9 protein-coding genes are annotated in these 12,836 nt (G+C 65.0%); 1 reads left to right on the top strand and 8 read right to left on the bottom strand.

Annotated elements, in window-relative coordinates; genetic code table 11:
* Window positions 1-87 precede the first annotated feature (87 nt).
* Both GWI72_RS06530 and GWI72_RS06525 read right to left on the bottom strand, forming a co-directional pair.
* A complete protein-coding gene (locus GWI72_RS06530; RefSeq protein WP_161708172.1) occupies window positions 88-1,254 on the bottom strand; it encodes a hypothetical protein in 1,167 nt (388 codons plus the stop codon).
* Window positions 1,255-1,522: 268 nt separating this feature from the next.
* Window positions 1,523-2,419, bottom strand: a complete 897-nt coding sequence (locus tag GWI72_RS06525) for a sugar kinase (protein WP_161673060.1) — start codon at window positions 2,417-2,419, stop codon at window positions 1,523-1,525.
* Window positions 2,420-2,543: 124 nt separating this feature from the next.
* Between GWI72_RS06525 and GWI72_RS06520 the strand changes: the two genes are divergently transcribed.
* Entirely contained in the window at window positions 2,544-4,145 is a 1,602-nt protein-coding gene (locus GWI72_RS06520) for an EAL domain-containing protein (protein ID WP_209000063.1), read from the top strand.
* Between the two features lie 513 nt (window positions 4,146-4,658).
* Here the strand turns inward: GWI72_RS06520 and GWI72_RS06515 are convergent.
* The 6 genes from GWI72_RS06515 to GWI72_RS06490 all read right to left on the bottom strand — a co-directional run bounded on the left by GWI72_RS06515 (window position 4,659) and on the right by GWI72_RS06490 (window position 12,616).
* Window positions 4,659-7,565 (bottom strand): adenosylcobalamin-dependent ribonucleoside-diphosphate reductase, encoded by a 2,907-nt coding sequence (locus GWI72_RS06515; protein ID WP_161708171.1) that lies wholly within the window; start codon window positions 7,563-7,565, stop codon window positions 4,659-4,661.
* Between the two features lie 226 nt (window positions 7,566-7,791).
* On the bottom strand, window positions 7,792-9,156 hold the full coding sequence (locus GWI72_RS06510) for a hypothetical protein (protein ID WP_161708170.1): 1,365 nt from the start codon (window positions 9,154-9,156) through the stop codon (window positions 7,792-7,794).
* A 165-nt stretch (window positions 9,157-9,321) separates the two neighbouring features.
* Window positions 9,322-9,705, bottom strand: a complete 384-nt coding sequence (locus GWI72_RS06505) for an NHLP leader peptide family natural product precursor (protein ID WP_161708169.1) — start codon at window positions 9,703-9,705, stop codon at window positions 9,322-9,324.
* A gap of 22 nt (window positions 9,706-9,727) precedes the next feature.
* Complete coding sequence (locus GWI72_RS06500) at window positions 9,728-10,153, bottom strand: hypothetical protein (RefSeq protein ID WP_161708168.1); 426 nt, start codon at window positions 10,151-10,153, stop codon at window positions 9,728-9,730.
* Window positions 10,154-10,944: 791 nt separating this feature from the next.
* On the bottom strand, window positions 10,945-11,412 hold the full coding sequence (locus tag GWI72_RS06495) for a hypothetical protein (RefSeq protein ID WP_244314213.1): 468 nt from the start codon (window positions 11,410-11,412) through the stop codon (window positions 10,945-10,947).
* Between the two features lie 160 nt (window positions 11,413-11,572).
* A complete protein-coding gene (locus GWI72_RS06490) occupies window positions 11,573-12,616 on the bottom strand; it encodes an ImmA/IrrE family metallo-endopeptidase (RefSeq protein WP_161708166.1) in 1,044 nt (347 codons plus the stop codon).
* Window positions 12,617-12,836: the final 220 nt, after the last annotated feature.

The following is a 12,836-nucleotide window of genomic DNA, read 5'->3' as shown; positions in this document are numbered from 1 at the left end:
GCCGGCGGGCCGGCTGTTTGAAACAGGCGACGCGGCCGAAGGGCTCCGGCCGCGTCCTTGCGACGATGTGTCGGGCAGCGCCAGCCGTTACGGGGCGGTGTTGGCCGTCACGGCCACGCCCAGAACCTGCGGCAGCGTCTGCGGCGCCAGCATGGCGGTGCCCATGATCTGGGCAACCGGAACCGGCTGGGCCGGCTTTGCCTCGACGGTCAGCGAGCCCGGCTTGTCCAGGAACGACGACAGCGCGGTGCTGACGCTGGTCTGGAAGTCCGGGTTCTGCAGCAGCGCCAGCATCATCGGCATGCCCGCCTTCAGCTGTGTGACAAAGGCTGCGCGATCCGTGCCGGCGGCCTTGGCCTGCTGGTCGAGCACGCGGTCCACGAGCGAGGCATTCTCGAAGCGCAGGCGCAGCGAGGAGACGCTGAGGCCCTGCAGGAGCGCCATGCTTTCCTCGCTGTTGTCCTTGGCGGCTTCCAGCTTCTTGACCACATCGGCCGTCAGGCCGCCGATCTTGAAGGCCAGCGCCAGGCTGCCCATGTCGGCGCCGGTCAGGTCGAACTGCGGAAAGTCGAGGTCGCCGGTCTGCGGCGACCAGGTGAAGTTGCTGGCGATGTCGAAGGAGAGCTTGTCGTAGCCGAGCTCGGTGAGCTGCTTCTTGGCTTCCTCTTCCATCTGCGCCGCGGTCAGGGCAATGCCGGTCACCTGCAGCTCGCCCGAGGTCGGCCAGTTGCCTTCCATCGAGTTGGCGGCCAGGTAGATGCTCTCCACGCCGACTTCGGTCTTGTCCTTGTCGAGGATGGTCACGCCCTCGATCTCGACCGTGCTGTAGCCCGGCGTTGCGGTGCTGTCGGCCTTGGCGAGGTCGGCGACGCTCGGCAGCGTCACTTCGGTGGCCACCAGCTGCGCCAGGGTCATCACCGTGCCGTCGGAGGTCAGCGTCAGCTCCTCGAGGGCGAGACCGTCCATGGCGAGCTTGCCGTCGGCCTGCTCTTCGGCCGCCGTCAGCGTGGCGACGCCGATTTCCATCTTGTCGCCTTCCGGCTTGCTGTCTGCCAGCACGATCGATTCGATCGACACCTGGTCGCCGTCCTCGGACACGTCGCCGACCGAGACGATCTTGGTCTCACCGGCTTCGAGGCGCTTGAGGAAGGCGTCGGCGGCCGCGTTGCCCGTCGGATCGAAGGCAAGGGCCCCGCTCGTCAGGAACAGGCCGAGAGCGGCCGCGCTGGCACCGCGCAGGAAAAGGGAACGCATCAGGAAAACTCCAAGACATGACGATAGGGAACCTGCCCGGCAGGCACGATGCGACAAGCCAGAAGCCGAGGCAAGCGAATTGACGGGGCAGACCCGGCCCTCGCCACCTTGCCCGGACCGGCCGGGCGCGCGACCGGACGTCCCGCCGGCCCAGGGACGGAAATGGACGACCGGCCTCGGCAATTCATGCGAGGCTGGCGGCGAAATTAAGGCCGCCCCGGCCGGCGGCCAGCCTTGTCCCGGCCTCGCACCTGTCGGGCAGGCCGGGTCAGGCCGTCCGTTCCGGGTAGGTGGCGATGGTGGTGGCGATGTCGTCGCGGCCTGGCAGGCTCGCCTCGTTGCCCAGATGCTGGACCGCATGGGCCGAGGCGGCGCGGGCGAAGCGGAAATGGTCGCTCCAGCTGCCCTGGCGGTTGGAGAGATAGGCCGCCACATAGGCCCCGTGGAACGTGTCGCCGGCGCCGTTCGTGTCGACGACCTTCTCTTTCGGCACCGCCAGCGAGGGCATGTGCTGCACGTCCCCCTTGCCTTCGTACCAGTACATCCCGCGTTCGCCCACGGTGACGCCGCCGACCGGGCAGCCCTTGGCACGCAGGTAGTCGAGCGTGGCCGGGACCGACAGGTTCAGCTGCTCGCAGAAGCGCTCCGAGACGATGGCCACGTCGATGAAGGTCAGCAGCTCGCCCGTGTTCTCGCGCACCGCGCCGCCGTCGAGCGAGGTCAGGATGCCGGCCTCCCGGCACGCCTTCGCATAGTGCAGCGCCGCATCCGGCATGTGTCCGTCCAGATGCAGCGCCTCGCATCCGGTCAGGGTCAGGGGCGGGAAGGGGTGCAGGAAGTCGTTGTCGCGGCACCGGACGATCGCGCGCTTGCCGTCCCGCGGCATGATGAAGGACAGCGATGATTCGCGCACCTTGCGGCCATGGACCGAGATGCCGTAGCGGGCGGCCATGTCGAGGAACATCCGCGCCAGCCAGTCATCTGCGAGCGAGCACAGGAGATCGGGCGCGATGCCGAGCTTGGCGCAGGCAAAGGCGGCCGTGACCGCATTTCCGCCGAAACTCACGGAATAGTCGCGGGCAATCGCCTTTTCGTCGCCTGTCGGAAGGCTGTCGGTGAGGAAGGTGATATCGATGTAGGACTGACCGATGAACAGGGCACGCATGCCAATCTCCCAGCGAAAACTTTCAAATCATGTATAGTTCCGCAGACTCGATCCGCGCCGTTCAATCGATGTTTACGACTGTGGCGCAAGGTCGCAAGGACCAACGAGAGGTTTAAGCCGCGCCGTGTCCCGACGCTACATGATCTTCCTTCGGGCAGTAGGCGTGTCGCTCCTTCTGGCGCTGGCGCCGCTCATCGCGGCGAACATCATCCTCGACAACTACGCCTATACCAACGCCCGCAACGAGATGACGGCGATGGCCGAGCGGTATGTGGCGCGGGGCGAGAATGCCATTTCCAGCGCCGTTGCCGTGCTGCAGAAGCTGCATCGCAACACGGCCATGACCTGCTCCCGCGAGGACCGGCAGATCTTCCTTGCCGCCATCGCCGAGCTTGGCTACCTGCAGCGCATCGGTCTCGTCGACCGCAACGGCGTGCGCATGTGCGTCGTGCCTGACGGCCCCATCGGCGGCGAGGCGATCCTGCCGGCGCTCAGGCCGGACGCGCCGCTCGTCGGCATCGGCATGCTCGAGCAGCAGTTCCTCGGCACCCATGTGGCCGTGGTCAGCTGGAACCTCGGCAATTCCAACCGGCTCTTCGCCGAGGTGACGCCGGCCACCATTTCGATCGATCCGGGCCCGGAGTACCTGCGGGCCTACCGCCGTGCGGAGCTGCTTTTGGGCAATGACGTGCCCTGGATGGCCGTGGGCGGCTACAGCACCGAGATGTCCGATCCCGACCAGGTGATCACCGTCGAGCTGAGCTCGGCCCGCTATCCGCTGAAGGCGGTGGTGACGGCGCCGAAGTCGGCCGCGGTCAGTCTGGTCAAGGACCTGAAGATGATCGTCGCCACGGCCAGCGCCGGCTTCGCGCTCCTCTTCATCGCCATCGGCATCTGGATCTCCTGGCGTCCCGACAGCGAGGCGGATGATGAGTTCGTCGCCGCGATCAAGCGCAAGGAATTCATTCCCTACTATCAGCCGGTCATGGACATCGAGACCGGGCGCCTGCGCGGCTGCGAGGTGCTGATGCGCTGGCGCCGTCTCGACGGCACCATGGTCTCGCCGGGCCAGTTCATGCCCTATGCCGAGACGACCGGCCACATCTTCGAGATGACGCGGCTGCTGATGCGCCAGACCGTGACCGAGGTGGGCGAGCTCTATTCCGAGAACCCGGATTTCAAACTCTCGATCAACCTGTTTGCCGGTCACTTCAACGACCGCCGAATTATCGAGGATATCAAGGAGATATACGGAAAATCTCCGATCGCGTACCAGCAGATCGTCGTGGAGGTGACCGAGCGTCTGCCGTTGCAGGATCTGGAGCTGGCCCGCAAGCTGATTGCCGAGATGCAGGCCCTCGGCGTGCGCGTCGCGCTGGACGACGTGGGCACCGGCCATGGCGGCATGGCCTACCTGCAGAAGCTCGGCATCGACATCATCAAGATCGACAAGATGTTCATCGACGCGCTCGGCACCGATGACAGTTCCACGACCATCGTGGATTCCATGGTCGAACTCGCCGACAACCTCGGCATGGGCATCATCGCCGAGGGTGTGGAGCGCATGGAGCAGGTGGAACGCCTGCGCGAACTGGGGGTGACGGCCGCCCAGGGGTATCTGTTCGCCCCGCCGCTCCCCGGCAAGCTCTACATCGATCTGGCCCGGGCCCTCTCCGCCGGCGGCGGCAGCAAGGCGGACGACGCGGCCGACGAAGCCGCGGCATGATCCGTTAGCAGTGGCAGCAGGGCTGACGAGGCGGCAGACGCCGGGCACCGCGACGCGCCTTCCGGCCGGAACGCATCATTACAGGGGCCGGAACAGACGGTCTGCTCCGGTCGTCGACCCTTCCGCGCCGATGCCCGTGCGCCGGTCATGAGCCGGCTTATCAATTCCTTTCCCGTCTCCTGGCGACGTTCCGAAACCCGGCCGTTTCGGACGGACCTGCCCATGTGCACCCGGGTCGGATCTTCCGCACCCTTCTGCGGCAGGACGCAGCGGAAACTTCAGGTGAAACGAATAAGTAATTGAAAGAACGGGAGAAAATTTGAAATCGCCTGCCGGCCTGCGACCAGGCCGGGCGGCAAGCCCGGGTGTAAGGAACCGTTAATAATTCCATAATCCGCCGTCCGCGCTGGTTCCGGGCCAGTTCCGGGCCAGTTCCAGGGCAGTTCCGGGGCAGGGGAGACGCTCGGGGCCGGTGCGGCCGGGGGGATCCCCCGGCCGTCAGTCCGCGCCGGCTCAGCCACTGGCCATCCGGTCACCCGCCACCCTGTCGCCTGCAATCCGGTCACCTGTCCCCCTGTCCCCTGTGGCCCGCTCGCCCGGCCGGTCCGGCGCCAGCAACTCCGCCAGCGGATCCTGCTGGCTGGCGCTGACCGACAGGGGCTGCGACAGTTTCGAGCCGTCCCTGTAGAGCGCGATGGCCTTCAGGCCGAGATCATGGGCGAGGCGGTAGGCCCTTTCGCAGTCGGCCACGGTCGCCTGGCGTGGCAGGTTCACTGTCTTGGAAATCGCTCCGGACAGGAACGGCTGCGCCGCCGCCATCATCAGAATGTGGCTGTCCACCGACAGAGCGCGGCTGCCGCTGCGACCGCAAGGCGTGGCGCAGTCGAAGACGGCCAGATGCTCCGGCCTGAGGTGCGGTGCGCCCTCGATCGACTGCATCCCGCAGGCATGGGCGCTGGCAAGGTCCAGTTCCCGCCGGCTGAAGCCCAGTGCCTGCACCAGGTCGAAGCCCGGTTGCGCCACCGTCTCCGGTGACAGGCCCAGGGCCGCCGCGACGGCCTCGAGGCCGAGCACCGCCGGGGTCAGCACGTCGCGCAGGTGCGAGGCATTCGGCAGCGCCGCGTCCAGTCGCTCGAGGCTCGCCTGCGACAGGCCCTTGGCTGCAAGCGCCGCCAGGTTGATGGCCGGGGCCTGGGCCAGCGTCCCGCGCCCGACCACATGGGCAACGATGTCCCTGACCTCATGTTCCTGATAGCCGAGCCGGCGCAGCGCCGCCGGCACCATGGCGTTGATGATCTTGAAGAAGCCGCCGCCGGCCAGTGTCTTGCACTTGACCAGCGCGAAATCCGGTTCGATGCCGGTTGTGGCGCAATCCATCACCAGCCCGATGGTGCCCGTGGGGGCGATCAGGCTGACCTGGGCGTTGCGCCAGCCGTGGCTTGCTCCCAGCGTCAGGGCTGCGTCGAACGCGGTCACCGCCGCCTCGGCCAGGGCGCAATCGGGCACCGCGTCGCGCTGCAGGGGCTGCGGCAGGCGGGTCAGGCCGTCATAGGCCGCAAGATCGGTCTCGCCCCGGGCGGCGCGCTGGTGGTTTGCGAGCACACGCGTCATGGCTGCGGCGTTCTGCGCAAGGGCGGGGAAGGGCCCGAGCCGGGCGGCGAGGTCCGCCGACGTGGCATAGGCGGTTCCGGTCAGCACGGCGGTGAGTGCAGCCGCCAGGGCGCGGCCGGCCTCGCTGTCATAGCCGAGCCCGAGCGACATGAGCAGGCCGCCGAGATTGGCGTAGCCCAGACCGAGCGGCCGGTAGGCATGGGTGGTCTCGGCCACGGCACGCGAGGGGTGCTGCGCCATCGAGGTCGAGATGTCGAGGCTCACGGTCCACAGCCGCACCGCATGGCGCAGGCGCGGCACGTCGATGCGCCCGTCCGGTTGCCGGAAGGCCATCAGGTTGAGCGAGGCCAGCACGCAGGCGCTGTCGTCGAGGAACATGAACTCCGAGCAGGAGTTCGAGCCGTTGATCCGTCCCCCCGCCGGAGCCGTGTGCCAGGCGTTGATGGCATCATCGAACTGCAGGCCGGGATCGGCGGAGGCCCAGGCCGCGCGCGCGATGCGTTGCCACAGGGCCCGGGCCGGCACGCTGCGACCGTTGCCGCTGCCGGTCCGTCCCGTCAGGCTCCAGGGTCCGTCCGCCTCCACTGCCGCCATGAAGCGGTCCGGCACCCGGACCGAGTTATTGGCGTTCTGGCCGGAGACCGTGCGGTAGGCCTCCGAATCCCAGTTGATGTCATAGGCCCTCAGCTCAAGCCCCGAGCCTCCCTGACGGGCGTGTTGGATGATGCGCTGGATGTAGCTGTCGGGGATCTGGGCAGCCCGTGCCTCCGCGAGGGCCTGATCCAGCTCGCGCCGGAATGCCGCCTCCGTGACGGGGCGGGCGTGCAGCCGGTCGATCAGCCCGACGAGGCGCTGCAGCCGCTCGCGGGCGAGGCGCGACCCGGCCACCAGCGCCGCCACCTTTTCCTCCTCCTGCACCTTCCAGTCGATGAAGGCCTCGATGTCGGGATGGTCGATGTCGACCACCACCATCTTGGCGGCCGCGCGCGTGGTTGCCCCGCCGCGCAGGCTGCCCGCTGCCACATCGCCCACCTTCAGGAAGGAGAGAAGTCCGGCCGACCGGCCGCCATGGTCCAGCGGCTCGCCCGCGCCCCGGAGCCGCGAGAAGTTGGAGCCGACGCCGGAGCCATACTTGAACAGGCGCGCCTCGCGCACCCAGAGGTCCATGATCCCGTTCTCCTTCACGAGATCATCGGCCACCGACAGGATGATGCTGGCATGCACCTGCGGCCGTTCATAGGCGCTGGTCGAGGGCACGGGCTGACCGGTCGCAAGGTCGATGGTCCAGTGGCCCTGCGCCTCGCCGGTGATGCCATAGGCCCAGTGCAGGCCGGCGTTGAACCATTGCGGCGAGTTGGGCGCGCCGACCTGCAGCGCCATCATGGCGCGCATCTCGTCGTGGAAGATGCGCGCCTCCGTCTCGTCGGCAAAGGTGCCGGTCTTCCAGCCCCAGTAGGTCCACGCGCCGGCGAGCCGGTCGAAGGCCTGGCGGGCGGAGGTCTCGCCGCCGCTGCGCAGGCTCTCCGGCAAGGCGGCGAGCGCCGCGTGGTCCGCCTCCTGCCGCTGCAACCAGACAGGCACGCCCGGTTCCGCGATCCGCTTCAGCCGCATCGGCACGCCGCGCCGGCGCAGATACTTCTGGCAGAGCACGTCGGCGGCCACCTGCGAGAACTGCGCCGGCACCTCGATGTCCTCGAGCCGCGACAGCACGCGCCCGTCATGGGTGCGCATCTCGCTGGTGTGAGACCGGAAGCTGATCCCGCTGTAGGCGTCTGCGCCGTCGCGGGTGAAAAGACGTTCGATCCGCATTTGAAGCCCCTCACGCATCACATGCGCCAGATCGGGAAGCCTGGCGGCTGCGGAGGGAGTGTTAATCTTTTGTTAACCGCTGACAATCATTGCAAATGCAACGATTGCGCGCCAAACGCGAGATCTGGTTGTGAAAATCGCGTGTGCTCCGGTTGCAGTCCGGTAAGTGCTTGTGCGCGCTTGGGCGCGTTTGCGTTAACGATGTTTTGTGAAAATCCGCGGCGGTTCAGGCCAGGACGCCGGTGGCGGAGGCGGGCAGGGTGACGGCGGCGGCCAGTCCCGCCCCGCCATAGGCAAGGCTGCCGGCCTGGGCCGGGAGGAGGGGCGCCCCGCCCACCTGCGGACCCTGCTCGGTACCGGTGCCTGTGTCGGCCTCGAGCGCGGCGCTGGCGGCGATCGCGCCATTGAGGCCGTTGAGCACGCGCGGGTCGTTCAGATCGTCGATGCCCTGGCGCAGCATCTCGACGATGCTGGCGCGATCCCGGCGCACCCGGTCTGAGCCTTCGTCCTCACCCATCTTGTGCAGGCGTTCAATCTGTTCGGCCAGATACTTGATTTCATTGCCGATCTTGCCGAGCGTTTCGCGCTCCAGCTTCATGGCGCCAGCCCTTGCGCCCCGGACGGCGACCTCCTCCTTGAGCTGCTCGCCGACATAGGCCAGCACCGCCTGGCGCAGGTCCTGCTGCGTGCGCGCCGCAGGCGCGCTGTCGGTCCCGGTGGGCGCGTCGGTGCCGTCCCTGCGTGTCTCCGCCGTCCGGCCCTGGTCCGTGGCGGCCGTCGTGCCGCCGGGACGCCCAGAACCCGACCCGGAACCGGTTCCAGAATCAGACCCGGACTCAGGCCCGGAATTCTGCCCCGATTCTGCCCCCGATTCTGCTCCCGATTCTGGCCCGCTCTGCGCCATGGTCGCGGCAGGCAGGGCGGCAAGCGCCGGGTCCGGGCCGCCAAGGCCCGCCTCCAGCAGCGTCGCAGCCATTGCCGAGGCTGTTGCCGTCCCGCCCGTTGTCCCTCCTGTCGTCCCCGCCATCGCCCCCGTCTGGGCGGTCGCAGCCGTGGAGGGGGCCGGACGGCTTGAGGCTTGGGACGTGGCGGAGGTGGCCTGCATCGTGCCGGTCGCCGCCTGGGCGCCGGTTGACTGGCCGGTTGACTGGCCGGCGGACAGGCTGCCCGTCGAGAGGCCAGCGGCTTCGCTGCCCAGCTCCTTGGCAGCGCCCTTGAACTCCTTCGCCAGCTGCTTCAGCTCCTTCATCAGGGCCTTGGCCTGCTGCGGCGTGGCGTAGCGGATGCGTTCCTTGAGCTGTTCGATGCGCTCCTGCAGCCGGGCGATCTTGTCGCGGCGCGCGCCGTCCTTGGCCGTCTCCATCGAGCGCTGCAGGTTCTGGGTGGTTTCCACGCTGGACTTGATGTCCTCGACCAGCTCGTCTGAAAGGGTGAGGCCAGGCAGGGTGGGACTGGGCAGGGGATCGCGGCTGGCGCCGTTGGCACCGGGCATCAGCCCGCCGGCGTCCGGGCGGCCACCGGCCAGCATCTGCCGGCCGGCCGGTCCGCCGGCAAAACCCATGGCCATCTTCAGGCTGTTCAGGATCATCATCGGCAGGCTCCCGGGCCGAGACGCGCTGCAGCGACCGTGCCGGGAATTCCTTGCCAGAGGATTAAGCCCCGGGGGCTGCACGTCACGATTGCACCCTAGCCGATTCCTGAGGCCCTGTCGCCGCCGCAGGGGGCGGCGGCGCGTCGGGCCGGACCGGCGTGAGGCTCAGCCCCACCAGGAGAACGGCGGCATGCCAATCAGGCCACCACCGGGCATGATCCAGTAGCGCGGGTTCGGCAGAAATGCGAAGTGGCTGCCCTGTCCCGACCGGTTGTTGATGGTGATCGTATGGGTTGCCCCGCCCGAGGCCTGATCCAGTTCGGCCAGCGACAGCTCGTCCCTTGCCGGCGGCAGCACCAGCACCACCTCGCCCGGCTGTTCCTCGATGACGGAGAAGTTCAGCCCGGCCTTCGGCTCGGCGCGGAACAGCTCGGCAATGGCGCCGCGCGGGTCGGCGATCAGCTTGGCGCGGAAGGCGGCGTCCGTCTCCGCCTGCGTGCGGATGACATCCTCGACGTCGGCGCGGTCCCAGGAGGTCTGTTCGGTCATGGCAAGGTCCTCGGGTCAGGGGTCAGAACGGAAACAGGCGGAAGCCGGGGCGCAGGAACACCGCGCCCATGGCGTTGGGCCCGCCGGGCAGCTTCACGTTGGTCTGCGTGACGGAATCGACGATCTGGCCGTTGACGCCGGAAAAGCCGCCGGAGGCCTTCGCGAGCTCGGCCTCGGAGAGTTCATCGGCCTCCAGCGCCGCCGCCCGCGGCAGCACCAGCACCACCTCGCCCGGCTGCTCCTCGATCACCCGCAGCTTCAGCCCCGGCATCGGCGCCAGCCGGAACGCCCCGGCAATCGCCGCCAGCGGATCGGCCAGAAGTGCGGCCCGGAACGCCGGATCGGCCGCTGCCCTGTCCTGGATCACCCGCTCAAGGCTCTGGCCTTCGGCCGTCTCCCGTGCCGGCCGGGTCTCCGGCATCGGGTGAATGTCTGTCGCGTCACGCATCTGGGGTCTCCTGTCGTCAGCCGGACCGTCCGGGTCTTGCTGCTTCATGCCCCCACACTGCCCGACCTCGCCGCCCTTGCGGGGATTGGACCTTGAAACTTTCAGGGTTGGAAGCTGGATGCCCCCCGCGCGGCGCCGGATCGCAAGCAAGGGCTGGGGCCAGTTCCCTGTCCTCACGCCCGCCCCCTGAAATCCCGGCCCGCGAGCCGGGACCGAAAAAACGTCAAGAGACCGGGATCGAGGCTTTGTTTCTGAAGCCCCTCCACACGTCATCCCGGCCCCCGAGCCGGGACCGGAGAGCCAGGGTGCTGGCGGCGTGCGCAGCGAACCCGAAGCCCGTGCCCTCAGCCCTGATCGCCACCAACCCCAACACGGCTGGCAAGGCGCAAAGCCCATCCCCCATCGTCGCTCCTGCGCCCGCAGAAGCCCGGTACCCACCGGACTCTATTGCTGAAATTCAGATCCCCGCCACACACCACCCGCCTCGATGTCGAGGCTCCTGCCTGCACCGGAGTGATGAGATTGGCGGGTGCGGGTCCCTGACAGGGCTAGGCACAGGGCCGGGACGGCTCGGCGTTTTGATGGAGCTAGTGCCAACCGGACTTGCCCTAGTCTACTTATGTGATTGCTTTTGCTACAGGCGAGACGGGATTTGATCCGGAGAGCCGCTATCACCGCCGCCTTTGCTACCAATTATCTGCAACCATTTGCATTTCCACCGATTCGCTCACGGTGTTTATTTTCCAAAATCCTCCAAGTGTCGATGTGTATTTGATTCTTGCCGATATCAATTAACTTCTCTTTTTAATAATCCCGCAAGGATTGTAAGAGGTCATGGCTTTCCTGAAGTGCTCCACTTTCGGCTGGTCACCTATCGCAATTCTCAAGCTGCCGTCACAGTGTTTTACAGGCAGTACGCGCTGAAGAACGAATTCGAAGCCGTAGCGTTCTTCGATTGCCAGTATGCAGGTTTCAAATGAAATGATCGAACTACTCAATTCATCCCATCGATCTGGAAGATACTCGCGAAAGGCTTGAATAAATCTTTTGTCTCCAGAGAGAAGCATTCGGCCGGCAGGGCTATTAATAAAAATTGCAGCAAGAATATGTTCGCCGGTATCGATGCCATCAATGCCGGACAGTTCTTGGTAGGCGGCTGTACCGTAAATTTTATCGACATCATCAGGTATGATGGGTACTATATCTACGATTTCTTGTGTCCGCTGTATTACGTCCTCAGGTGCTGCCCCACCAAGCATCCGAGCTATCAGTTTATGATTGGACTTCGCACTACTGGTGGCTGCAAGTCGATATGGCTGTGTTAACTCCAAAGCATTGACTGCCTCGAACCACAGATTGCAGCAGCAAAGCTTAAGAAATATGTCGCGGTCAAAAAGCCCAATCACAATGATGTGCGCCCTACAGCAAGTCGAGCTTCTCAAGAAAATCGACGCTGTCGTCACGTAGTACGTACTGATCGATATTTTCCCTAAGTGCATCCTTACATAAATCGGCAGCGCACTTATCATTATCTGTTGGAATGAGTTTCAGTGCTGCTTGGCCGAGAGCGAAAGGTTTCTTACCATTGATCAGTGAATTGTGAACAGCGTTAAGGATTACGTATCCCGGAGCAATCCCATTTTCCTGTCCATACTTCTTAGCCTCGTCTGCAAACTTGGCTGCTACGGGTAGTCTCTTGCGGATAGTAACCTCTTTTCCACCTGGCGCCAGCAGATGCGTAGCAAACATGTTTGCTTCTTCTTCTTGCTGATCTCGCTCTTCACCAGATTTGATTTCTACCGTATCGTCGACGATAGCTTGTCCCTCGTCTTCAGGTAGATGGCCTTTCGCCAAATGACCGATTTCATGCGCCAATACGAATAGCAGCCAATCGGGATGAGGGACCTTCTTTGTTAGAATGATCGCAGGACGTTCCCTGACGAACGTGACCATGCCCTCCATCTTTCTGCCTTGGACTGGCAAAGAAGGTAGGTAAAGAACTGGAACTCCGTGCTCCCAGCACGCATTAAGAAGCATCGGGAGGTCGATCCAACGCTTGTTTGAGTTCCGCAATAGTTTTTCGCGGAACGTATCTGCCACATCAGGGAGGTGCTTGTAGGGCGTCTTAGTCGCCATCGCTATTAGACGCGCGCAGGCCGTTGCTATGTTGCGTGCAGCAGTTACCTGTTCGACAGAAGTGGCCGAATTCGTTTTGAAGCATGCCGCTGGAAGTTGTTTTGTTGTCAGAAGTCCTTCTGAGCTGAGTTGAAGGCCTGCATTTCGTGAAAGGAACGTCTTCAACTCAACAACACCGGAGCGGCTCTGGAAAGCGGAATCAACCCAGTCAGGGAGAACTCGCTTGAGCGACTTCCACTCAACACCAATTCCCGAGAGCTCCAAACGGAGGTCTCGTTCGCGTTGCTTAGCATTTTGTGCAGTTAGACTCAGTGCAGTTACCTCCATCAACGGCTCTATCGTTACAGGTAGTGCCGACGCTTGTGAAGGCGATATGTGTGGGACACAAAACATCGTTTTTGTGTCCGAAACGCACCGAGCGGACATAAGCCTATTCCCAAACAAAAAAACCCGCCCATCATCCCTGACAGGCGGATTTTTTCGTTTTCAGATCTCCCCAAAGCCGCCCGCTGACCGTTTCAGCCGGGGCGGCTCAGGATCACCTCAA

Origin of the sequence: Pannonibacter sp. XCT-53 (assembly GCF_009915765.1) — a bacterium.
Classification (GTDB): Bacteria; Pseudomonadota; Alphaproteobacteria; order Rhizobiales; family Stappiaceae; genus Pannonibacter; species Pannonibacter tanglangensis.
The sequence above is the reverse complement of the archived record's forward strand: the minus strand, read 5'-3'. Positions and strand labels throughout refer to the sequence as shown.